The sequence below is a fragment of the Paenibacillus sp. FSL F4-0097 genome (genome assembly GCF_038593125.1).
In the GTDB taxonomy this organism is placed as follows: domain Bacteria; phylum Bacillota; class Bacilli; order Paenibacillales; family Paenibacillaceae; genus Paenibacillus_AQ; species Paenibacillus_AQ odorifer.
This window is the reverse complement of record NZ_CP151965.1, coordinates 1,790,948-1,815,827: the sequence shown is the minus strand read 5'-3', so window position 1 is coordinate 1,815,827 and position 24,880 is coordinate 1,790,948. Positions and strand designations below refer to the sequence as shown.

The window sequence follows — 24,880 nt, the reverse complement described above, 5'->3', positions numbered from 1 at the left end:
CCCCTTGATTAATACAGTTTTTCTGTATCTCAGATCGAATTATAAGCATCCAAAATCCATATGTCAACGCTTTCATACAATAATTTTGTAATCTTACGAACTTTCCTCAAACAAATATATGGCTACACCATCTACAAACCTATTAAAAAAACGTACTAAACATCCTGTATTTTGGCGAAAAACCCCTTATAACACAGGCGTTTTTCGTCAATTATTATCGACAGCGAATAAAAATATCCGCATTACATGAAAAGGCCATTCATTACAGTTTTTCTGTAATAAATAGCCTTTTCAATCTTGTTTTTCTGTTTTATTCTTATTCTCCCGACGGTACGGTCTGAGCAAGCGTATCCCTACAAGGAACCCCAAAATGCGGTGTCCCATCCACCTTCCACCCAAATTTCTGGATACGGGTTGCTCGCAAAGACACATCCGCTCCAGCGGAAGGAAGCGCATGATAGACTATCCAATCTTCCTTGCCATCAGGAGATCGTGTGAAGCTATTGTGCCCCGTGGCAAAAATCCCGTTCTCTACACTTTTGCAAAATACAGGCGACATTGATTTTTCCCATGACAGCGGTTGCAAAGGATCTGCCGCTTCGCTCATGGTGAGCATCCCTAGTGCATAATCCTCAGACCAAGTCGTACTTGCCGAATAAACCATGAAAATACGATTGTTGCGCCGCAAAATTACCGGACCTTCGTTAATCGCCATGCCACCTTGCTTCTCCCATGACAGAGTTGGAGCGGTAAGCAGGTGATGCTCCCCTTCCAAGGTCCAAGGATTACTCATTCGCATAATGTAAATAGCCGACCCATAATCAGGGAAATGACCATATCCCGCATACAGAAAGTACAGCTGATCCCGCAAAGACATTACTGTTCCATCCAACCCTGGGACAGGTGTCTGCAAAGCACCTCTCCATACCCACTGCCCTTCCAGCGGGTTTGCCTCTTCATTCTCCAGCACGCAAATCCGTCGTGAATCGTCGCCTCCTCCGTCATTCGCAGTGTAGTAAATGTACCATTTGTTGTCCAAATGATGAATTTCCGGCGCCCACAGATTGTAACTGTAGCTGCCCCCCGGTTCGGGAGACCAGATCACTTTCTTGTCGCCCTCCGCAAGGCCGGTCAAGGTTCTAGATCTCGTCAGCTCCAGACATTTAGCTTTTGTGGCCATAAAGTAATAATAGCCATCGGTATGTTTGAATACCCATGGGTCTCCTGAGCTTGCTACAATTGGATTTAAATAAGTTGTACGCTGTGACATTCCCTTTCCCTCCTTAGCTTTTCATCCCCGTAAAAACGATCCACCGCGGCGATAATAATACACAAATCCCGATTTTCCAGCACCTCCCATAAAATAATAACTCCCATCATACTCAGCTCTCCTAAAGTTGTCTAGAGTGGTAAATAGATACATCCGAACCCTGATCCATTTTCCAAATAAAGCACTTTCCTTTCGAAAATGAGCTTTTCCTCCACTTCCCACGCTTTGCGTCAATCGACAAACTTCACATTGTCCGGTAGAAAAAACGTGCTCTTTGTGATAGACTCACTAATAACAATGACTTCTCCGTTCATTTTAGGCGGTAACTGTTTATACCAAAACAGCGGCTTTTTTTATAGAAACGGCATCGCTTTTCTTATTGAGGAAGCAGGTCCCCGTTCTTTCTATAAACCGTATATACGCAGGTCTTTGGAGTTCATTGCGTTAATGCGACACTATATTTGATTGAAATTCATTTAGGGGGGAATGTCATTATGGCAGCCAAGAAAATGCGTTCAGACATGATTAAAAAAGGCTTTGACCGTGCTCCACACCGTAGTCTCCTGAGAGCAGCCGGAGTAAAAGAAGAAGATTTCGGAAAGCCGTTTATTGCGGTCTGCAATTCCTATATTGATATTGTTCCAGGGCATGTGCATTTGCAAGAGTTCGGTAAAATCGTTAAGGAAGCGATTCGCGAAGCTGGTGGCGTTCCTTTTGAATTCAATACGATCGGCGTAGATGACGGAATTGCTATGGGACATATCGGCATGCGTTATTCACTGCCAAGCCGCGAGATCATCGCTGACGCCTTGGAAACCGTAGTTTCCGCGCATTGGTTCGATGGCATGGTCTGCATCCCTAACTGTGATAAAATTACACCGGGCATGATGATGGGCGCACTGCGTGTTAACATCCCAACCATGTTCGTAAGCGGCGGCCCAATGAAAGCCGGCGTAGATAGTAAAGGTAACAAGCTCTCTCTGACCTCGGTATTTGAAGGCGTTGGTGCTCACCAAGTCGGCAAAATCAACGATGCAGAGTTGCTTGAATTAGAACAATTCGGTTGTCCAACCTGTGGATCTTGTTCCGGAATGTTCACTGCCAACTCCATGAACTGCCTTGCAGAAGCACTTGGACTGGCATTGCCAGGTAACGGTACAATTTTGGCTGTTGCTGATGAGCGTAGAGAATTTGTTCGCAGATCCGCAACACAACTGATGGAATTGATTAAGCTGGATCTTAAACCAAGAGATATCGTAACTAAAGAATCCCTTGATAACGCATTTGCACTGGATATGGCAATGGGTGGTTCTACTAACACAGTGCTGCACACCCTTGCATTAGCTCAAGAAGCAGGTATCGATTATCCGCTTGAACGCATTAACGAAGTTGCAAACCGTGTTCCATATCTGGCTAAGCTGGCTCCAGCTTCTGATATCTTTATCGAAGATGTGGACCGTGCGGGCGGCGTTAGTGCTGTATTGAATGAACTGCTGAAGAAACCAGGTGCTCTGTTCGGGGAATGTATGACCGTTACCGGCAAAACATTAGCCGAGAACGTAATCGGACACGAGATCCAAGATACTTCCGTAATTCATACTATCGACAACCCTTACTCCGAAAGAGGCGGTCTGGCCGTACTTTACGGAAACTTGGCTCCTGAGGGTTCTATCATCAAGGTTGGTGCAGTTGATGCTTCAGTAGGCGGATATCATAAAGGTCCTGCGATCTGCTTTGATTCCCAAGAAGCTGCACTGGAAGGTATCGCCAACGGTAAAGTTAAAGAAGGCCATGTAGTCGTTATCCGCTATGAAGGTCCTAAGGGCGGACCTGGAATGCCGGAAATGCTGGCGCCTACTTCACAAATCGTGGGTATGGGGCTGGGTGCTAAGGTCGGTCTGATTACAGACGGTCGTTTCTCGGGGGCTTCCCGCGGAATCAGTATCGGTCATATCTCTCCAGAAGCAGCTGAAGGCGGTCCGATCGCTTTTGTTGAGGATGGAGACATCATTGAACTGGATCTCAACAACCGGAAGATTGAATTGCTGGTTGAAGAAGAAGTATTAGCAGTTCGTCGTACAGGTTGGAAAGAATTCGAACCTAAAGTTAAAACTGGTTACCTGGCTCGTTACTCCAAAATGGTTACCAACGCAAGTAACGGCGCTGTGCTGAAGATCTAATCCCTTTAGCAGAAAAGAATATTAAAACAAGCAAGAGCAGTCCCACCTTAGTATTTTTACTGGCGGGCTGCTCTTTTTTTAATTATCCCAACAAAAAAATGTTCCACAACCCAACGTTGGATTGTAGAACATCTCTTTACACGTCCACTGTATAATATTTATCAATAAGATCATGAATCAATTTGTTACTGTCGCACCTGGCATTTCTACTTCCGCAACCGAATCATTAAGTGACAACGATTCTTCCTGTTGCGATTTGCGTTTTTTTGCAGTTTTCGGATGATGAGGCAGCTGTTGATTCATCTTTTTGAGCAGCTCTGAGACAGGCATCAGGATAAGCTTCGGCACAAGGACCTCGCTCCGTTCTTTAAGCCTTGCCCCACCTGCTGGATGAATCACACTTAACAGGATCCTTAAGTAAAATTTGGAGGAACGTGCGAATAAGCCATCCGGCAAATCACGTACGGTAAAGCCGAATTTCTCCGGTCCCCGGTTAATCATGCTGACTCCGTAAAGCGCTTTGGCTTCTGCAAGATCCACATCCTTGGCAATGATCTCAGCAAGAATGGGCAGATCCTTTTCCATTCTGCGGATCATTCGAATCGCTAGTTGAGCGGAAGAACGTGAATGAATTCCTAATTCGAACAACTGTTTATTATCGATGTGCAGCTCAATGACTTTGTCGCCTTTACGCAGCAGTTCTCCACCCTCGAGTTCAACCGGTTCGCCCTGATATTTCCGCATCCGATAATGCAGGAAAGGATCTGACGGAGTAATCGTTTGGAGATGAAAAAGAGCTTGAAATACCTGTTCCCAAGCTAACCAAAGTCCTACAAGCACCCGTTTACCAAAAGATAAGCGCCGGATAGGTGAAGTCTCAGCCATCTTAATCATTTCGTCAATCCGAATGCTGCGGAGTCCCCGTTTACGGGCTTCCTCCAGTGTCTGCTCAAGAGCCACAAGCATATTCCCTGGAGCATCCGCATCTGCACCCAGCGTTGTGCCGCTATCATGCAACAACATCACTTCCCCGGGATTTAGACGGGCCAGCATCTTCTCAGTAAGTTTTTCGGCGCCGAGCTTCTCACGCCAATCGCCAAACATTGCCGACCAAAGCACAATTTCAACTTGGCGTCGTTTGGAAATATCAAATAAATTGACAATGCCCCAAGGTGGACGGTAATACGTACTGCGTTCGCCAATAATATTATAAATAATATCATTCGTACGTTGAATCTGCCGGCGGACGGTTGCTGGCCGCATGAGCCAGTTCGTCTTGTGAACATAATTATGAATCCCGATGAGATGTCCCTCATCATGGATACGCTGAATAAGATCAGGATAACGTTCAGCATTAGAGCCTACTACAAAAAAGGTCGCTTTTGCATCATACCTCTTCAGTAATTCCAGCAGTAATGGTGTAAATCGAGGATCAGGTCCATCATCGAAGGTCAGAGCGAATTCATTTCGCCCAGTTCCTTTACGAAAGACACGGTAACCAAAAATCCGGCTGATCATACCAGGGATAAAAGCATAAAATGATGAGATGTAAAATAACCAGAGCAGCAAAGTCTGCATATTAATTCCCCGCTTTTCCAGAGTTGACTTTGGCTCGCCTAATGTCTGCAAGCAGAACCTGTGAAACGGCCAAGTGAAGTAGAATAAAAAAACGTTACCCCCTATTTTAACACATGTATCAAAGAAATAGACGCTTTTAAAGTAAAATCATGTACAATGTAATCAACCTGGCATATCCACTTATAAAAAAAGGGAGTTGTTTATATCTATGCTGCCGTTATACAAAAAATATTGGCGCACATTTTTTGACATCGGATTAATTGTCCTCACGGTTTATTTAATTATGTTCTCCTTTAGTAAACTGTACCAGTTAGCTGCACCTGTATTCCTGTCTTTTTTTGTATTTTTGCTTATCGAACCCTTGGCCCGCTTCTTGAACCGCCGTGGTCTTGGTAAACCTTTCGCCTCCGCTATTTCAGTGTTGCTCTTTCTGATTGTGCTGTTAGGTACATTATTTGGTGCCGGTCTACTGATTACGATCCAGGCCCTTCACTTCCAAGAGAACCTCCCTAAATATACATATGTGGTGCAGCAGCATTTTGTGGAGACCACGACCTACCTGCAGCAAAAAATAGATAACTTGCCACCCGATATTACGAACAAGGTCAACGGCTACTTTAAAGATGCCACGGATGTTCTAACAGGATGGCTGATTACTTTTCTAAAATATATGGCCGGTATTCTTGGCTCCTTCTCCACCTTCATGGCCAATTTCGGGATAGCCATCATTTTGGCATTTTTCCTTAGCATGGAGATCAAAGATTGGCGTAAAATCGCGCATGACAAAATGCCAAAAACTTTTAAGAACGCCTTTGCCTTTTTACAAGGCAATGTTTTTAAAGCCATCGGGTCCTATTTAAAAGCACAACTTATTCTGATCAGCATTACTTTTGCCATAGTTCTGGTCGGCTTATTTATTCTGCGAACCGGCAACGAAATCACAATGGCGTTAGTCTGCGCTGTATTTGATGTTTTGCCGCTTCTTGGCGTGACGACAATTTTAGTCCCTTGGATCATCTATTTGTTCATCGTGGGCAATACTTCACTGGCTATTGGATTAATTATCCTCCTTGCCATTGTACTAATTGTTAGGCAATTGCTTGAGCCGAAGATTACCGGGAATTCGATTGGCGTATCCTCAGCCTTCCTTATGCTGTCGTTCGTCATTCTGTCCACTTCTGCTTTCGGTATGGCTGGTCTGATCCTTTCGCCGATTCTGCTTATTCTGATAAAAGAACTGATTCAACAAGGGTATCTTCAGAGCTGGATCTATCTTCCGCAAGAGGAATTTATCGTTTCGCCCTTTGCAGCTAACGGTCCAGCTTCCAATCATACCAGCTCTGCGCCACCACCTGAACCTCAAGCTCCAGAGGGAACCGATGATAGTAAATCCAACACTTGACCAAACAGCTTAACCGCTAGATGTGAACTGTCCGGAGCAACGTTCTCAACCGCTACCGACACAGCATATCTGGGATGATCCACCGGCCCATAGCCGATAAACCATTGATTGTTACGCGGCACACCCTTAACAAGGGTTTGTGCCGTACCTGATTTCCCGGCAACCGGCCATTTCGTACTCTGCAGACTTGTGCCGGTTCCATCCGTAACAACTTTACGCATCCAGGACAGCAGCTGGCGGGCTGTAGATTCTGAGATCCTTCCTGCAGTTGAAGGGGAAAGATGACCCGGCAGATCCTCTAGCTTTTGACCATTTGCAAAGGTCACACGCTGGAGAATTCTTGGCGCTCTCACTTCCCCTCCATGCAGTAACGTCACTACTAGGTTGGCTGCCTGAAGTGGTGTCACTTGCACATCTCGCTGCCCAATGGCCGTCTGCACTCTGGCGCCTGGATCATCCGGCAGCAAAGAAGTGAAGATCGTCCCCTTCTGCTCACCGGATAGTGGCTTAAGAACTGGAAAACCAAGCGTATTCTCCGCTTGCCAGCTAATATCTCTTCCGAGCCCCAGCGCGAGTGCTGTCGCTTGAAGCTGCGCCCCACTTAAGCGCTCTGCCAGCGCAGCAAATACTGTATTACAGGACACGGCGAACCCTTGCGCCAGCGTGAGGGCGCCGTGTCCTTTTCCTTTTAGACAAGATAATCCATATTTCTCATATTGCCCTGAACAATAGAAGAGCTCATCCGCTGAGGTGACCCCGGCTTCTAGTGCCGCTGCTGCTGTGACGATTTTGAAGATTGATCCAGGTACAGCAGCCTGCAGCGCCCGGTTATTCCACTCTCCCCCTTCAGGGGATATCTTCTCTGGGTCGTAAAAAGGTAAAGATACCATGGCTTCAATATCTCCCGTTCCGGTGTCTAACACCACCACGGCTCCTTCCTCCATTCCAGCTTTGACAGCTAACTCCTCTATTTGTTCCTGAAGCTTTTTATCAATCGTTGTATATAAAGACAGCGGATAATACGGATTGCCCGGGGCCCGCACTTGAATGGGACTGCCCGGGACACGTTGCCCGCGCGCATCAACCTGAGCGTATGCCTCAGTATGCCCGACGCCTCGAAGCAACGGCTCCAGGGTCTTTTCTAACCCGTCCGTTCCTGTCATCGGAATTCTCAGCCCCGATGGCGATGCCTTCCCATCAGTGTTTGGGACCGCTTCCGATAAATATCCAAGCCACTGCCGTCCAGTTGAATTTCCATCATATCTGCGAGCAAAGGGAAGCACGCCTACTCCGTCGATCCCCAGCGCACTCACTTCTTTTGCTTGTGCGGATGTAAGTGCGAGCGGTCCTTTTCCCACTGAGGATGGCCAAAGCAGAGGTTCTTTAAGGGAAGAGCGCTTGTTTAGCAATTGCTCATAACTCACTCCAAGGATAGCTGCCAATCGGTGCATGGACTCAGCTTCTTCGTATACAACCTTCGTCACGGTATTCCTAGCCTTCGCCTCTTGAGGAAAAAAAGCAGCCGTCCAAATGGTTTCCCCGGCAAGGGGTTCACTCTTTCGGTCATACAGGCGCCCCCGCCCAGTATCCAATACAGTCTCCCGTTCGCTTTGAATTTCCGCCATCTTTGCAAGTGTATATTTCGTTCCAGGGACCGTCTGTTCCTTCATAAACAGTTGAATCCACGCCAGCCTAAGGACCAACACGGCTACCACTGAACATAAAATAATCAGTCCGCCGAGTATGCGTCTGTGGACATTATTGTGCAATCCCATTCCTCCTGACTGACGTTCATAGCCTTTATTATGTCCCACCCGCTGGATTATTTACACTCATGCTTAGTTAGCTATTTTATAACCTTTTGAATAGCACAAAGACCAGTCCCAAATAATTGGAGACTGGTCTTTGTATTGAAAATAATTACTGAGGTTATGCAAGGTTACAAATTAAACTTGGACAGTTTTTCTTGCAACTGCCGGGACGCATGCTCAAGCTGCTCAGACAGCTCCACTAAATGATCACTCACACTTTGTTGCTCCCCGCTAAGCGAAGCCACTTCTTGCGAAGCTGCTGATGATTCCTCTGCAATGGAGCTGATATTGCCCATGGAATTTGACAGCACCTGTTGGGATTGGCTCAAGCTATCCATCGATAAAGCAACAGATTCCAAGCGTGTAATAAAATGACGCATCTGATCCTGTACAGATACGAAGATATCGCTAGTGCTCTCCACTGAAGTCACCTGCTGATTAAAAAGAGGGGCTACTTCCGAGAGAACACCTACGGTCTCGTTCATATCCTTCATAATGGTGTCTGTTATATTAGCCACCACAGCAATGGAATCTTTGGACTGATCTGCAAGCTGGCGTATTTCATCGGCCACTACCATAAATCCCCGGCCGGACTCCCCTGCCCTTGCCGCTTCTATCGTTGCATTTAGAGACAAAATATTCGTCTGCTGTGTAATATTCTGCATAACATCAAGCACCTTCATCACTGATGATGTGGTGTCTTGCAGCTCATTCACTTTCAACACGAGCTTATTCGTCATATCGCCCGTCTTATTGGTTTTGCCAAGCAGCTCTTTTAACTCATTAAAACCTTCTTCACTAAGCACGCCGATACTATGTGCGGTATGATCCATCTCATGCGTAGCTGAGTTCACTTTGTTCATTTGCACCGAAATTTGCCCCGTAAGCTCGTTGCCCTGGTCCGCCTCCAAAGCCAGGCTGCCTGAACCTCCGGCAATTTCTTCTGTTGCAGCGGCAATCTCTTTGGCGGCCATCGCTGTCTTACGCGATACCCCACTAAGTTCATTGGCCGTTTCCATTACCTTTCGAGCCGTTTCATTAGTATGGATAACCAGTTCTGTGATCCGTTCCATCATCCTATTAAAGGAACCCGATAACTGACCTATTTCATCTCGTGAGGTAATCTCTGTGCGTACTCCAAGATTCCCATCTGCCCCCTTAGACATTAAATCTTTAAGCCGGGTCAAGGGCTTGGATACCATTCTGTACATCCAGTAACCAATTAGAATGGCGACAATAGCAGCCACCGCAACAATAATATATGTAGTTTTTAGAATACGAAGTGCGTCTTTCGTAAGATTCTCAGCCGGAACAACACCAAGCAATCTCCAGCTGGAGCTTTCCATCGTCCCATACACAGCTAGTATGGATTTCCCTTTCTCATCCTTCGTTGGCAATGACCCCGCCTCATGCTCCAAACCATGAAGAAGGGTCCCTCCCAGACTGAGATAAGTATCTGTTCCTACTTGCTGGGACGATGCGATCAATTCATCCTTATCCGTCAGCAATTGCATGTAAGAGCTGGGTCCGAGATCAACTTTACGAAGCTGATTTTCTAATTCACTAATTCTAATATCACAGATAATTATGTATCCCGGGCTTTGTGTATCCCCAGCTATCGATTGTGCCAAATGAAACATACCCGAAGTATTTCCTTCTTGTTCTTGTACTGTCCGGGGAATCCACAGTGTTTGTGGTTCCTCTTCAAGCTGCTTGAACCATGATGATTCTCTGAATTCCTTGATAAAAGCGCTGTCTTTTGATCCCGCTGAAGAAGTGGGGACTTCCTGATTCATCGGGATGAGGTATACAGCTTCTACCCCCTTTGATGCGGTCAGCCAGGCATTCAGCTCGGCGCTAATCTGGTTAGACTGCAAATTACGTTCCTCATTACTTGTAGTGGGATTATTCCCTTGTTTGAGTGCATCCTGAATCTCATTGTTGTAAAGAATTCTTCCTAGGCCGTCCTCATAACGCAATAATTCAACATCAAACTTCTCTGCAGCTTGGACGACTGTCTGTTGATTGGCTGACAGCGCGTTATTCTCGATCGTTTGCTCAGCTACGGAATAGGAAATGTAGCCAAGTGAGAGAACGAGCACCATTGTTGAGATGAAGAAGATGAGAAAAAGCCGCACCCCAATCGATTTGGCAGGGTGCAGCTGGAAATGCGCCTTTTCTTTTTTTGCTTGCGACTTCATCAATTGTTCACCACCGTTGTCTTCAGTTATGCCTGCTGGCTTATCTCTTACAAGGTCATGAACAATTCCAACGCCCGATCGGCAAGATATGGTAAATACTCATGACCGTACTCATAATAAACCATAAGCTCTTTGGACGCTAGTATTTTATTGTATGCGGCAAATTGAGTTGAAGGTGGACAAATCGTATCGGATAACCCGGTAACCCACAGTACTTTAGCCTGAATTCTTTCCGCAAGATTCTGAATATCGATATAGCCGAGCCTATTAAAAATCTCATCCTCACGCAAATGATGGGGATCAAAAAACCGGAAATAATAGTTGATCTCCTCATAAGCTGAGGTGGTAATATCCAGTTCCCAAGCACGTTTATAATCTGAAAGGAAGGGATACACAGGCAAGGCTATTTTTAAGCGAGGCTCTAATGCTGCACAAGCGACAGTAAGTGCTCCACCTTGAGATAGTCCAAAGGCACCTACACGCTCAGGATCAACTTCATCCATAGACATCAGAACTCGGGCAGTCTGTGCCGTATCCAAAAACACATTGCGATAATAAAGGTTATCTGGATTAGGATCATCCATCCCTCGAATGATATGTCCACGTATCGTGGTGCCCTTTACGGTAAGATTATCTTCGGAGAGGCCGCCCTGTCCGCGACAATCCATCGCCAGGACGCTAATCCCGTGGGCAGCATAAGCCACCTTCTCCATCCAATCCCCGCTGTCACAGGAGTACCCATGGAACATCACTACACCGGGGCCTTTTTTATGTACGTTTTTCTTCGGTCTTACATATTTGCAATGGATTCTTGCACCGCCAACACCGGTAAAATACAAATGAAAACATTCCGCAAGTTCACTGACAAACTCCGCCGGCTCCAGCTCATAATCCAGCGGCTGTGCATCCAGATCACGTAATGCCCGCTTCCAAAACTGCTCGAAATCACCCGGCTTTGGACTACTTCCGTTATATTCCCTTAACTGTGACAAATTCATGTCGCTTCCCAAAATAATGATCCTCCTTAAGTTATGTAACGATATTGTTCACTTGCTGTTCGTAACCGCGAAGCATCATTGGAGTTACTATGCTAGATAGAAACGGAAAACCCAATATGGGTTTTCCGTTGGTGTATGGATATTTGCGATGGGATAGTGGGACGGGATAGTTGCGTTTCCTGCGACTGAGTAGTTTAATTGCAGCTCTGAGGCTGGATAGTTGCACTTTGTGCAGCTATATTTCAGCTGAATATGTGTATTTTCCTCTTAGTTGGTAACGTCAAGAAGTTTGTGTAATTATCTTTAAGGGTTGTAGGATATCCATTGGGACAATGGATATGAATGGTTTTCAAAGGGACAGGGGGATCCCCCCTGCGAAAAATTACTTTCAGAACCAATTAGTTTCGCCGTTGGTTTCTTCTTAGTTCTCCTGAGCTGGAGGATACTTTTCTGCGAATTTTTGGGTTAACGCAGCTTTCGTCTGGGCATCTCCAAACCCACGCAGGACACGCTGGCTCCATCTCTCGTTGTATCCAATGGCCTCCAGATAGACAATCTTTTCGGCGGCATCCATGTTAGTCAAGCTGTTCATCGGTCGAAGCCGTTTGCGGATTTCTTTGTTCGTTCGCTCGATTGGGTTGGATGTATAAATCGCGTACCAGATCAGGGGTGGGTAGTCGTAAAACCGTAACAATACGTCGAGCTGCTCCTCCCAAGACTTCACTTCCTTCGGGTAGAGCTTGCCCCATTTCTTTTGCACCACATCGAAGTTGGCTAAGGCCACATCCTTATCTGGCGCGGTATAAAGCATCTTGAAATCGGCGACAACTTCAGTCTTATCGGTATCCCGAATTTTGGGCAATGTATTCCGCATTTTGTGGGTCACGCAGCGCTGAACATCGGCTTTGGGGTAGGTTTCCTTAAAGGCTTCCTCTAGCCCGGCCAGCCCGTCAAAAACGCCCAGCAGTACCTCATGCGCACCCCTGCGGTGCAAGTCTTGCAGCACTTCCCGCCAGCCATAGGCGCTCTCCTTGCCCCCAATACTGAAGCTGAGGATTTCCCGGTGGCCTTCTTCGTCGATCCCCATAGCGATATAGACGACCTCGCTGGCTACGCTTTGGCGCTTGAGCTTGACATACATGCCGTCCAGATAGATCACGGAATAGCGTTTGGCGAGCGGACGAGCCTGCCAGGCGACCACATCTTCCAGCACCGTGCTGGTGATGTTGCTCACGGTGGTCGGGGAGTAAGAGGTTCCAAACATTTTCTCGATAAACGAGGCAATATCTCGGGTACTCATGCCCCCTTTGTACATATGGATGATGGTATCTTCGAGCCAGGCTTCCCGGCGCTGGTAAGGCTCAAAGAGGTCCGTCTGGAACTGGCTCTGCCGATCCCGAGGGACTTGTAAATCCGGGATGAGGCCGTGACGCGTTTCCCACGTCCGGCTGTAATATCCGTTGCGTGTATTCGGCTCCTCCGGATGTTCGACCGCCAGGTAATTTTTGATTTCTTCGCGGAGCATGAGCTCTATCTTTTCTTTCAGAAAGCTTTGGAGACTATTTTCGAGTAGATCACTGAACGGGTTTTGTTGTATACTGGTCATTGAGTAGGGCTCCTTTTCTTGGTGACTTCGCAATCCCAAGGATACCCTACTTTTTTGTCGTTTACTAGACTCCAAGGTCCTTACACATACTATTTTACGCCATCTCTTAGTTGCACTTTTTACAACTAAAAAACGGTAAAAGGAGCTTTTGGAGGTTACTTGGCTTATATAGTTGCACGAAGTGCAATTATATCGCCTAGTAACCAAAGAAATGTTAGTTTAAGTGCACAGAGTGCAACTATTTACGTCGAAGTCCTAGAGTAACTAAGCAACAGAGTAGCAGAATCACCAACAGATCCACATTCACCACTCACTCGCTGCTTGCCTATTACCTTCACAACTAATCATATTCTACGTACCTATAACCTTCTTTTTACCTCTACAACCCCTCACATTCCACTTATCCGCTATCTTCTTATTACTTCTACAACTAATCATATTCCACGTACCAACTACCTTCTTATTACCTCTACAACTACTCACATTCCACTTATCCGCTATCTTCTTATTACCTCCACAACTAATCACATTCCACGTACCTACTACCTTCTTATTACCTCTACAACCACTCACATTCCACTTACACGCTATCTTCCTCTTACCTCTACAACACCCACATTTCCACCTTGGCTATTAACTTCTTTATAATCGGCACAGTAACAGCTTCTGGCTGGATAGTTGCACTTTGTGCAGCTATTACAGCTGAATATGTGTGTTTTCTCTCTTAGTTGCACTTTTTACAACTAAAAAACGGTAAAAGGAGCTTTTGGAGGTTACTTGGCTGATATAGTTGCACGAAGTGCAATTATATCGCCTAGTAACCAAAGAAATGTTAGTTTAAGTGCACAGAGTGCAACTATTTACGTCAGAGCCATAGAGTTGCACTTTGTGCAGCTATTACAGCGGAATATGTCTTTTTCCCCTTTTAGTTGCACTTTGTACAACTAAAAAACATTAAAAGGAGCTTTTGAAGGTTACTTGGCTGATACAGTTGCACAAAGTGCAACTATATCACCTAGTAACCAAAGAAATGTTAGTTTAAGTGCACAGAGTGCAACTATTTACGTTAGAGCCATTGAGTAGCAAAGCCATGGAGTAACCAAGCCACAGAGTAACTAAGCAACAGACTGACAAAGCCGCCAACAGAGACGAATTCCCCCTCACCTGCTACTTATCTATTACAAGCAATATTGAGTTGTTCTGTTGCACATTCTGCAACAGAACGGAGGCCGCACATGGCAACCTCCGCACTGAGCACACTTAACAACACCAATCCCAACACTTCTTTCGAACTCTACGCTACGCAATTCTCCGGACAAGCAAGCTCCCTGCAAATATAGGTCATTAAGTCCAATTAGATTTTGCCTAAACCTGCATCATCGCCAACCTCTTCATGAGTTTCGATGACATAGTTGACGATTTCATTAACCGTTGTATAAGCAACGCCTACATAAGTATCAGCAGCGCCATAATAAATGGCGATACGGCCGGTTTCTGCATCATGCAGTGTGGCACATGGGAACAGGACGTTATTCACAAAACCTCTTTCCTCATACCATTCTTCTGGCGTTAATACAAAGTTTTTCGAGCGATATTTTACTTTCGAGGGCTCATTGATATCCAAAATAACCGCCCCCATGCTATACACAAGACCGTTGCAGGTTCCAGTTACGCCATGGTAAAACATCAACCAGCCTTCAGTAGTTTCAATCGGCGCTGGTCCGCCACCAATTTTGACACTTTGCCACCAGCCTTGACCACCCTTGGTCATTACATGGCGATGTTTTCCCCAATATACGAAGTCAGGGCTCTCACTAAGGAACACATCACCAAATGGAGTATGGCCACTGTCACTTGGTCGGGACAACATCACGAAGTTATTGTTGATTTTTCTAGGGAACAGTACGCCGTTCCGGTTGAATGGCAGGAATGGGTTTTCCAAGCTGATAAATGTTTTGAAATCTTGTGTTTTAGCTACACCAATAGCTGCGCCGTAGAAATCTGTACACCAGATAATATAAAATGTATCTTCAACCTTCACCAGACGTGGATCGTAAGCATAACGCGGCTGATAAGGATTACCTTCTTCATCTATAAATCGGATCGGCTCATCATCAATTTTCCAATCCAAACCATCCACACTATGTCCCATACGCAGATGCGGACGAGTCGTGTTATCTTCTACACGAAATACACCAATAAAACTGCCTTCATACGCAGCAACCGCACTATTGAAAATACGGGCTACACCTTTTGCAGGATTTCTTTTGATAACCGGGTTATCATTATGTCTCCAAATCGGATTCTCGTAGCCAGCAGGCTTTTCTTGCCAAGGCATGTTCGGGATGTTAATTGCACTTGCTCCAACCAATTTTACTTCACTCATTAGTATTCCCTCCAAATGTATGCAACTTTTCAGTATGCTATTTTATCTAGTACTGTTATTAAATTTACTGTTGAACTCACTTTACAGAACCTTGCGAAAAACCATTGTAGATATATTTTTGCAAGGCGGTAAACACAACCAATGTAGGTATAATTGCGATCATAATCGCCGCACATATTACTTCCCACTGCGATCCATATGGACCTTTAAACTTAAAGAGTGCTGTGGAGATCGTTTGCAGATCTGTTTTCGGCATATAAAGGAAAGGGGTGTAAAAATCGTTATAAATATTAACACCCTTCACGATCACTACAGTTACAATCGCCGGCTTCAACAATGGCAAAATAATTCTCCAATAAATCGTCCAATACGAAGCTCCGTCCAGCATCGCGGATTCATCTAGTGACTCGGAGATCGAATCCAAAAACTGCATGAAGATATAAACAGCGATAATATCCGTGCCCAAGTACATAACGATTGGCGCCCATCTGGTATTAAATAATCCCAAGTGATTGATGATTTGGAAAGTAGCCACTTGTGTAGTTACGCCTGGAATCAGGGTAGCAATCAGGAACATACTAATTAGGATCTTACTGCCTTTAAATTTGAAGCGCGATAAAATATAAGCCATCATCGAACCCGTCAACGTGGCACCCGCAATAGAAATCACAACGATAATGACAGTATTTTTAAAACCGAGCAGCATTTTCCCGTCTACAAAAGCCTTTGTGTAGTTGGAGAAATTCAACCAATTCTCTGGCAGCGTTAACGGTCCGGTAGAAGCATATTCCGTTCCGGTCTTTAATGAAGCGAAAAACACGACCACGATAGGTATCAAAGCTACAAGTGCTCCCAAAATCAAGGTGAGATATTTGAATATACTAGCAGTGGTATATTTTACAGAATGCATAGTTTATTTCTCCTCCTTGATCAGAACGCGCTGCAAAATAGTAACTATGATAACAATACCCAGCAATACCACGGCCATCGCCGATGCCAAACCAACCTTGCTGTATTTGAAAGCTACATCGACCGTCTGAATAACGAATGTACTACTTCCGTTTGATCCGCCTGTCATGACGTATGGAATTTCGAATACCCCAATGGCGCCACTAACCGCAAGAATCAAGTTCAATTGCAGAATACGTTTAATGCTTGGCAAAATAATATGCATAAACTGATGCCATCTGTTTGCACCGTCAATTTCAGCGGCCTCATAGATATCCTTACCGATAGAAGAAATAGCTCCAAGAAAAATCAGGAAGTTCATTCCCATGTATCTCCACAGTGATGCACCTGCGAGCGAGAAGTTAATCAAATTAGGATTCAGTAGCCACTTCTGCTGCAGACTGCCAAGCCCAATCAGATTAAGAATCGTATCTAGCGTTCCATCTGGTTTGAAGAAGAAGAGAAAGATAAAACCGATCGCTACACCGTTTAGCAAGGTCGGGAAGAACAAAATCCCTTTAAACAAGTTTTTCATGCGAACACTAAAGCTTAAGATGGTTGCAAAATACAAAGCAAGTGCCATCTGAATAAAAGTGGTAAAGAAATAATACAAGCTGACCTTAAACACAGAAAAATACTCAGGTTTTGTAAAAATGGTCTTGTAGTTTTCTAAACCGACATATTCCATATTTTTGCTTAATCCATTCCAACTGGTGAAGCTGTACCGAAACATACTGATGACTGGATAATAAGCGAATGTGAGCAGCAATAATATCGGCACTAATGAGAATAAGATGATGATAGCGATTCTTTGATTTTTATAACTCAAATTTGAAAACTTAAACACCCGATACACCTCCAGAAAAAGCATCCTCATTTATTTAAGACTCGTTTAAATGTGAAGGGGGAAATGCTTGTTAGCATATCCCCTCCCACATTCACTACCGCCTATAGCATCTAAGAAGCTTATAGTTGTTACTGTGCTGTGACTTTAGCGCGAGCGGCTTTCCACTTGTCGTTCAGGTCTTTCATGATGTCATCATAGGATTCTTTTCTGTTGCCAATCGCTGCTTCAATAATCCGTTTCTTGAAGTCTGGCTGCCAAGCACCGATCTCAGCTTGTTTGTCGATTTCATCAGACCAGCCTTCTTCACCAGCTTTAGCAGGAGCAAGAGTATCAAAGGTTACATCTGTACCTTCATATTGTTTCAGGATTTCTGGAAGCTCTGCACCGATAGCCGGGCTCATACCGCCGCCTTCAGTTGTAGGGTAATTAGATTCGTTGATGAACCAATCCACCCAAGCTCTAGCAGCTTCTTTGTTCTTACTGTGAATGCTGACACCCAGATTGTAGTCACCAGCAAGCGGCACAAGGATTTTATCCGCATTGGTTGGGAAAGGCATAAATCCAACATCGTCTGGATTTGTAGCCAGGCCTTTGATTTGGCCAATCGCCCAAGATCCAAGCACCATAGTCCCAATTTTTCCGTTGGCTAGATCAGCTTTGGAAGATTCCCAGTCTGTTGTAGTTGGATCTTCTTCAATCAAACCTTTTTGTGCTGCATCGTACAGAATTTTGTACAATTCATAGTGTGGTTGACCCGCTACATAGTTGTCGTCGCTAGCCACTTGAGCAATGTTCACATAATCACGGTCACCAGCTACTGTAGCCAGATCCGCTTCCCATTGTGTCAATGTCCAGCCTGCTGCGTAATTTGTGTAAAGAGGAACAGCTTGTGTTTTGTCTTTAATAGTCTGCAGAGCATTCAAGAATTGTTCAGGGGTTTTGGGAACCTCTGTAATTCCGGCATCTTTGAAGACTTGTTTGTTATAGATAATGCCGTTAAAGTTGATGGTCATCGGAATACCATAGGCAACTCCGTCTACTGCACGTTCTTCCAGCCCTGTGTATTGTTTGCTCATTTCTTCAAGCTTGCCAAGGGGTTCGAAGAAATCAGGAATATCTTTTACAGCTATGCTAGTAGGTAACAAAAGAACGTCGCCATAATCACTAGTGCTCATACGAATTTTAATTTGGTCTTCGTAAGTAGCGAGCGCTTCAAAGTTCACCTTTACATCAGGATATTTCTCATTGAATTTAGCCGCATACTCTTTGAATACGGTATCAACAATATCTGTTCTTTGCGTTATGACTGTGATATCCCCTTTGATATCCTTGGCTGCTGTACCATCGGCTGGAGCAGTTGCCTCTGCTGAAGAACCATTGTTTCCTGTGTTTTTAGCAGCTTCATTGTTAGTGTTGTTGTTTGAGGAACAACCGCTAAACAATCCCGCCACAAGTGTTAGTGCCATCAAGCCCATCATTGTTTTGCCTTTTTTCATGCTGTTACGACCCCTCTCTTCAATTCAACTCTAGTTTTAGGTAAATAACAAATATAATAACTTTTATCATCACTTATAACCTGAAAGAGTAGTCATTAATACCGGATTATCTGAATTACTCTTAAAAACAAGTGATGATATCGCTTACAAACCCATTATAAATCTATTTTCGACGCAAAACGATGGTTTCAATTGCTTTTTCTGGTCTTATATTTGTTATTTTTGTTTTACTTATAATAATTTTGTTATCTAATTTATAAAAATATCTACAAAAAAAGAGAGCTTTTCGCCCTCCTAATAAATAGCTTCCTATATATGCCTAAAACTCTCGTTCAATTTTCGGGAATTTACAGCCGCTTTTATAATCCTTAGGTGTCATACCACACATTTTCTTGAACAATTTATTAAAATATACCGGATCGCTATAACCCACCTTCTCGGCAATTTCATAATTCTTCAGGTCAGGATGCTCCATTAGCAGTTCCTTAGCTTTAGAAATTCTAATCCGAATCAGATAGTCTGTGATCGTCTGCCCCGTCTTTAATTTGAACAAACGGCTGAGATAACTCGCATTCATGCCCACCATTTCCGCTAGGCGTTCTAGCTCGAAGTTCTGATCATACTCTCTCTCCAGAATGCTTTTTGTCTGCTCAACTACATAATGTTCCCCACCATCCGCAGCTTGTGAGAAAATCTCCTCATGCTCCGTCACGTTCTTTTTCTTTACATCCTCTACTCTCTTAAGCAGCTCATATAGCTGAGTCTTATCAATCGGTTTAAGCAAATAATCCATCACCCCATGGCGGATCGCTCGACGGGCATATTCAAATTCACTAAAACCGCTAAGGACAGCAATAGGTATATCCTCCATATGGTCTCTAACCTGTTCAATCAGCTTAAAACCATCCATTCTAGGCATTTTGATATCTGTAATAAGCAGATCTATATCCTCTCGGGATAACTTTTCTAAATGTTCCCAGGCTTCCAACCCGTTTCCGTAAGATCCAATTACATGTACGTCTATTTCCATTCTGGATGTGATTTTTTCGAGCCCCCTGCGAATGACTTCCTCGTCGTCCGCAATCATAACATTTATCATTTAAGTAATTCCCTCCAGTTGTATCCGCCAGTTATTATGATTGCGCTATCATCACGAATAGTATCTCCCCATGCATTACGTCAATGTACGATTGCGCCCTTTTATAGTCTTATATTTACTATAACTAAAGTTATTCAAATTTCCCAGCTCCAACTACAAATTGTCCTTGAAATCATCTACGAAAAAGTATATAACTAAATTAAGTTGTTATTATAAACTAACAAAACAATAATAACTATCTAACAAAATTAAGTTTGCTAATTTATCTATTTCCATTTGTAAAGTGAGGATCCTCGATGATGTTAAACAACGAATACATTGCAGGCGTAACCTGGGGTTTCTCAGGTAGACGTGGTTCATGGACAACAAAAGAAGCTGAGTGTTCGCTGGAATTAATGTCCTCTGTCACCGGAGCGAACTGGACGGCCATTGCGCTCAGTGCGCTTCAAGCTACCGCTCATTCTACGGAAATTCCCTACTGGGAGGCTCCAACCGTTAGCGACGAAGAAGTGAAATGGGCTATCAGCAAAGCGAAGTCACTGCAGCTAAAAGTATGTCTGAAGCCGATTGTTAATTGTGCTGACGGAACTTGGCGTGCCCATATTAACTTTTTCGATAAGGATGTCCCTTGCGAGCCTAAATGGTCTGAGTGGTTCAGCTCTTATACTAAATTTATTCTGCACTATGCCGCTATCGCTGAGGAAACAGGCTGTGAAATGTTCTGTATTGGCTGTGAGCTTGTACAGACGGATAGACGCGAAGCCGAATGGCGTTCGCTTATTGCCGAGGTGCGGAAGGTCTACTCAGGTATTCTTACTTATAATTGCGATAAGTATCAGGAGGATAACGTAACCTGGTGGGATGCGCTCGATGTGATTTCTTCAAGTGGGTATTATCCAGCTAGTGATTGGGAGGCTCAGCTCGACCGGATTGAGCAAGTGGTGAGCTCACAGAATAAGCCGTTCTTTTTCATGGAAGCGGGTTGCCCAAGCCGGAGCGGGAGCGCTGCGATTCCCAATGATTGGACCTTAAAGGGCGAACCAAGTCAAGAAGAACAAAGTAAATTCTATCAGGCTATGTTTCAAGGATGTGAGCACAGAGATTGGGTTCAGGGCTTTATGCTCTGGGATTGGCCTACTCATCTTTATCCAATTGAAGAAGCAGCACAGAATGATGATTACTGTATGTACGGTAAGCAAGCCGCTGGGATCATCAACAAATATTTCACCTCAAAAATCACCAAATAATGTGAGGAGTGACTGATTACAATGATTAATTCACCAGAATTATGGTTGACCCAACTTGAGGATGAGCTGCAGGATAATATTCTTAGTTTTTGGATGAAACAGACGAAGGACGAAGTAAACGGCGGTTTTGTAGGTGAAATCGACAATCAGCTGAACATTACTCCTAACGCAGAGAAAAGCCTTGTGCTTAATGCCCGGATCCTTTGGTCCTTTGCGAGCGCTTACCGGATCTACGGTAAACCGGAATATCTGACGATGGCAGAACGTGCTTATACCTATCTGATGGAACACTTCATTGATAAAGATTATGGCGGATTATACTGGATGGTGGATGCTGAGGGCAGACCTTCTCAAGAGAAAAAGCAGATCTATGGCCAATCCTTTGCTATCTACGCACTGGCTGAATTCTACCATGCGACCGGACGTCCAGAAGTCTTAGAGGATGCGATTCAATTATTCCAGCTCGTTGAGAAATACGGCTATGATTCTATTTATAAAGGTTATGTCGAAGCTTTATCACGGGAATGGCAAATCACTGATAACCTCAGTCTCAGCAGCAAGGATATGAATGAAAAAAAATCTATGAATACCCATCTGCATGTTCTGGAAGCGTATACTGGTCTCTATCGAGTATGGAAGTCGGAGGAGCTAAAGAGCACGCTAACTGAGCTAATCGAAACGATGCTGGATCATATCATTGATCAGAAAGGCCAGCATTTTCATCTTTTCTTAGATGAGGCATGGAATGTGAAATCAGATATTATCTCCTACGGACATGACATCGAAGGAAGCTGGCTGCTGGTGGAAGCTGCTGAAACCCTTGGAGAAGAGCTGCTGCTGCAGCGTGTGCGAACAGTCGCTGTCTCCATGGCAGAAGCCGTTCTTGCGGAAGGTATAGATAGCGATGGTGGGATATGGAATGAAGCTGACCCAAGCGGGCTGCTGAGCAAAGATAAAGATTGGTGGCCGCAAGCTGAGGCGGTTGTTGGATTCTATAATGCTTATCAGCTGACTGGTGACAGCAAATTTAATGAGGCTGCCCAAGCCTCCTGGACTTTTATCGATAAATACATGGTGGATCACAAGCTCGGTGAATGGTACTGGGGCGTGGACGAGAACCTTCAGCCCCTGCCTCACGGATCAAAGGTTAGCGCCTGGAAATGTCCTTATCATAACAGCAGAGCCTGCTTCGAAATGATCGCACGACTGAAATCAACTATAAAGGAGACTGTCTAATGTCATCATTATTCCAAGAACGCAAACAACAATTAACAGAACGTTATGAAGCCCTGATCGCCCGCAAGAACGAAAAGCTTCCTTATGGAAACGGCATTTATGACCGTTATACTCATCCACTGCTAACTGCTGAGCATGCGCCCTTAATCTGGCGTTATGATTTTAACCCAGACACCAACCCTTATTTTGCCGAAAGAATTGGCGTCAACGGCGTCTTCAACCCGGGTGCTATTGCACTGAACGGCAAATTCTATCTTGTTGCTCGGGTTGAAGGCAATGACCGCAAATCTTTTTTCGCTGTAGCAGAAAGCGACAATGGCGTAGACGGCTTCCGCTTCTGGGATCATCCAGTTGTGCTGCCTGAGACAGAAGTTCCTGATATCAACGTCTACGACATGCGCCTCGTAAGCCATGAAGATGGCTGGATCTACGGCCTCTTCTGTACAGAACGCAAAGATCCAGAAGCTCCACATGGTGACCTTTCTAGCGCAGTAGCACAGTGTGGTATTGTTCGCACCAAAGATCTGAAAACCTGGGAACGTCTGGCGGATCTCAAAACAGGCTCTGCTCAGCAGCGTAATGTCGTGCTCCACCCTGAATTTGTAGATGGAAAATACGCTTTCTACACTCGCCCACAAGATGGCTTTATCGATGCAGGTTCCGGTGGCGGTATTGGCTGGGGACTCTCGGATACAATTGAAGATGCCGTAATTACTAGTGAGACCATCATGGATGAACGCCACTACCATACCATCAAGGAAGTTAAAAACGGCCAAGGTCCGGCTCCAATCAAAACTGCAAAAGGCTGGCTGCATATTGCTCATGGTGTACGCAACACAGCTGCTGGACTCCGATACGTGCTATATGCTTTCTTGTCTGATCTGGATGAGCCAAACAAAGTCACTCATTCACCTGGCGGTCATTTCATCGCACCAGATGGTGAAGAACGTGTCGGCGATGTCTCCAATGTCGTGTTCTGTAATGGCGTGATTGCACGTGATAACGGTGAAATCTATATTTACTACGCTTCCTCCGACACTCGTATCCACGTGGCTACAACTACCGTTGACCAAATGTTAGATTATGTGCTGAACACTCCAGAGGATCCACTTCGCTCTTATGCTTGTGTACAGCAACGTATTGCTCTTATTGACCGTAATTTAGCATTGTAAATAAGGTTTCATAAACCCTAGAAATCAACAGAGCAGCGATTCTCCTATTATTGGAGGATCGCTGCTCTGCGTTTTTTGATCATTCTTTGTCTGCTTAACCGTATATCTATTATCCAACATGGCTTACGGACTCAGTTGACGTTATTCATATGTATTTAGCCTTTATTGTAAGTTTTCGGACTCCAATGAAGCTATTCCCTGAAAAGAGGTCCATTTGGGGCTTTTTCTAGGACGATAGCTGCTGTGGAGTCCGTTAGTATTGCAAATATCGGATAATACTGCATATAGGGTCAGCTGTGTCCGTTAGCGGGTTACTATGCGTATTTGATTGCGTATTTGATAGTATTTGCAGTTTGCCTTTTCGACACAAAAAGCCATTTACATGACGCACATCCATACTTTTCAACCCATTCATGAGTAATTCCTATAGATTAAGCTCAAAATAGCTCAGTAACCCCTAACCTCAAGGAGGCTGAGATATTAATGTTCAAACGTATGGATGAAATCATGATCGAGATTCCTGAAGTTGAGAAGCCCGATCCCAATGCTGCTGCCGCTGTTCAGGAACTGCTTGGCGGAAAGTTCGGAGAAATGTCGACCCTTAACAATTACCTCTTTCAATCCTTTAATTTCCGTTCAAAAGACAAACTGAAGCCCTTTTATGATTTGGTGATGAGCATAACAGCGGAAGAGCTTGGCCACGTCGAGCTGGTTTCGCATGCCATCAACAAATGTCTTCGAGGGTCAACAAGTTATAAAGAGCCCGATTCCACCCCTCTAGGGTCCGCAAAAGATGCGCGTCTATCCTATCACTTTCTGGCTGGTGCACAAGGGGCTATGCCTTTTGATTCAACGGGGAACCCGTGGACCGGAGCAAACGTATTTAATAGCGGCAACCTAGTGGAAGATCTGCTACATAACTTCTTCCTCGAATGCGGAGCCAGAACACATAAAATGAAGGTCTACGAAATGACAGACCATCCAGCTGCACGCGCTGTAGTCGGATTCCTTTTAGTCCGTGGTGGTGTCCACGTGGTCGCTTATGCCAAAGCAATCGAAGTGGCAACAGGTGTTAATGTAACTAAGCTCGTGCCGATTCCTTCGTTAAATAATAAATCATTCAGTGAAGCAAAAAAATATGAAGAAAAAGGCGTGCACACCAAGCTATACACCTGGAGTGAAAGTGACTTCGGCGCCATCGATCAGATTTGGAAGGGAACCCACCCGGAGGATAATCTTCCGCTTGAAGTCATTCAGGGAGCCCCTAAAGGTTTTCCGATCCCCGTTGCTCCGGCAGTCGAAGAGGAATTCGCTCCAGGAATCTCCCCCGAAGACTTTAAAGAAATTGCCAAACGCCTCAAAATGGCTGGAAATATTACAGACTAATATTCATAGTGAATCTG

Annotated in this window: 17 protein-coding genes; 6 read left to right on the top strand and 11 right to left on the bottom strand. The window is 44.7% G+C overall.

The window, feature by feature from the left end:
• Nucleotides 1-316: 316 nt before the first annotated feature.
• Complete coding sequence (locus tag MHH86_RS07895; protein ID WP_342479680.1) at nucleotides 317-1,270, bottom strand: glycoside hydrolase family 43 protein; 954 nt, start codon at nucleotides 1,268-1,270, stop codon at nucleotides 317-319.
• 494 nt (nucleotides 1,271-1,764) lie between these two features.
• Here MHH86_RS07895 and ilvD point away from each other — a divergent pair, with 494 nt between their 5' ends.
• Nucleotides 1,765-3,450 carry a dihydroxy-acid dehydratase gene (ilvD, locus tag MHH86_RS07890; protein WP_036680967.1) on the top strand — a complete coding sequence of 562 codons (1,686 nt, stop codon included), beginning with the start codon at nucleotides 1,765-1,767 and terminating at the stop codon, nucleotides 3,448-3,450.
• 177 nt (nucleotides 3,451-3,627) lie between these two features.
• On the opposite strand, the gene MHH86_RS07885 is transcribed toward ilvD, so the two are convergent.
• The gene (locus MHH86_RS07885) at nucleotides 3,628-5,028 is read right to left on the bottom strand and encodes a polysaccharide deacetylase family protein (protein WP_036680965.1); all 1,401 of its coding nucleotides are present in this window, start codon (nucleotides 5,026-5,028) and stop codon (nucleotides 3,628-3,630) included.
• Between the two features lie 208 nt (nucleotides 5,029-5,236).
• Between MHH86_RS07885 and MHH86_RS07880 the strand changes: the two genes are divergently transcribed.
• Nucleotides 5,237-6,430: an AI-2E family transporter gene (locus MHH86_RS07880; protein WP_038569524.1), complete on the top strand. Its 1,194-nt coding sequence runs from the start codon at nucleotides 5,237-5,239 to the stop codon at nucleotides 6,428-6,430.
• Here the strand turns inward: MHH86_RS07880 and MHH86_RS07875 are convergent.
• From MHH86_RS07875 to MHH86_RS07835, 9 genes are all read right to left on the bottom strand, one after another.
• Nucleotides 6,388-8,205 carry a penicillin-binding protein 2 gene (locus tag MHH86_RS07875; RefSeq protein ID WP_076272359.1) on the bottom strand — a complete coding sequence of 606 codons (1,818 nt, stop codon included), beginning with the start codon at nucleotides 8,203-8,205 and terminating at the stop codon, nucleotides 6,388-6,390. The genes MHH86_RS07880 and MHH86_RS07875 overlap by 43 nt on opposite strands.
• A 164-nt stretch (nucleotides 8,206-8,369) precedes the next feature.
• Nucleotides 8,370-10,442 carry a methyl-accepting chemotaxis protein gene (locus MHH86_RS07870; protein ID WP_342479679.1) on the bottom strand — a complete coding sequence of 691 codons (2,073 nt, stop codon included), beginning with the start codon at nucleotides 10,440-10,442 and terminating at the stop codon, nucleotides 8,370-8,372.
• Between the two features lie 47 nt (nucleotides 10,443-10,489).
• On the bottom strand, nucleotides 10,490-11,452 hold the full coding sequence (locus MHH86_RS07865; protein ID WP_342479678.1) for an alpha/beta fold hydrolase: 963 nt from the start codon (nucleotides 11,450-11,452) through the stop codon (nucleotides 10,490-10,492).
• Nucleotides 11,453-11,861: 409 nt separating this feature from the next.
• Entirely contained in the window at nucleotides 11,862-13,046 is a 1,185-nt protein-coding gene (locus tag MHH86_RS07860; RefSeq protein WP_342479677.1) for an IS256 family transposase, read from the bottom strand.
• Between the two features lie 1,354 nt (nucleotides 13,047-14,400).
• Nucleotides 14,401-15,432 carry a glycoside hydrolase family 130 protein gene (locus MHH86_RS07855; protein ID WP_036675546.1) on the bottom strand — a complete coding sequence of 344 codons (1,032 nt, stop codon included), beginning with the start codon at nucleotides 15,430-15,432 and terminating at the stop codon, nucleotides 14,401-14,403.
• 76 nt (nucleotides 15,433-15,508) lie between these two features.
• The gene (locus tag MHH86_RS07850) at nucleotides 15,509-16,342 is read right to left on the bottom strand and encodes a carbohydrate ABC transporter permease (RefSeq protein WP_036675551.1); all 834 of its coding nucleotides are present in this window, start codon (nucleotides 16,340-16,342) and stop codon (nucleotides 15,509-15,511) included.
• Nucleotides 16,343-16,345: 3 nt separating this feature from the next.
• Nucleotides 16,346-17,227 carry a sugar ABC transporter permease gene (locus MHH86_RS07845; protein ID WP_036675555.1) on the bottom strand — a complete coding sequence of 294 codons (882 nt, stop codon included), beginning with the start codon at nucleotides 17,225-17,227 and terminating at the stop codon, nucleotides 16,346-16,348.
• A gap of 128 nt (nucleotides 17,228-17,355) precedes the next feature.
• Entirely contained in the window at nucleotides 17,356-18,723 is a 1,368-nt protein-coding gene (locus MHH86_RS07840) for an extracellular solute-binding protein (RefSeq protein WP_036675558.1), read from the bottom strand.
• A 319-nt stretch (nucleotides 18,724-19,042) separates the two neighbouring features.
• On the bottom strand, nucleotides 19,043-19,822 hold the full coding sequence (locus MHH86_RS07835) for a response regulator (RefSeq protein ID WP_036675560.1): 780 nt from the start codon (nucleotides 19,820-19,822) through the stop codon (nucleotides 19,043-19,045).
• 296 nt (nucleotides 19,823-20,118) lie between these two features.
• Here MHH86_RS07835 and MHH86_RS07830 point away from each other — a divergent pair, with 296 nt between their 5' ends.
• The 4 genes from MHH86_RS07830 to MHH86_RS07815 all read left to right on the top strand — a co-directional run bounded on the left by MHH86_RS07830 (nucleotide 20,119) and on the right by MHH86_RS07815 (nucleotide 24,863).
• The gene (locus MHH86_RS07830) at nucleotides 20,119-21,069 is read left to right on the top strand and encodes a 1,4-beta-xylanase (protein WP_036675563.1); all 951 of its coding nucleotides are present in this window, start codon (nucleotides 20,119-20,121) and stop codon (nucleotides 21,067-21,069) included.
• A gap of 21 nt (nucleotides 21,070-21,090) precedes the next feature.
• Nucleotides 21,091-22,305 carry an AGE family epimerase/isomerase gene (locus MHH86_RS07825; protein WP_036675567.1) on the top strand — a complete coding sequence of 405 codons (1,215 nt, stop codon included), beginning with the start codon at nucleotides 21,091-21,093 and terminating at the stop codon, nucleotides 22,303-22,305.
• Nucleotides 22,305-23,477 (top strand): glycosidase, encoded by a 1,173-nt coding sequence (locus MHH86_RS07820; RefSeq protein ID WP_036675569.1) that lies wholly within the window; start codon nucleotides 22,305-22,307, stop codon nucleotides 23,475-23,477. The genes MHH86_RS07825 and MHH86_RS07820 overlap by 1 nt, the downstream gene beginning before the upstream one ends.
• Before the next feature lie 483 nt (nucleotides 23,478-23,960).
• A complete protein-coding gene (locus tag MHH86_RS07815) occupies nucleotides 23,961-24,863 on the top strand; it encodes a manganese catalase family protein (protein WP_036675571.1) in 903 nt (300 codons plus the stop codon).
• The last annotated feature ends 17 nt before the right edge of the window (nucleotides 24,864-24,880 follow it).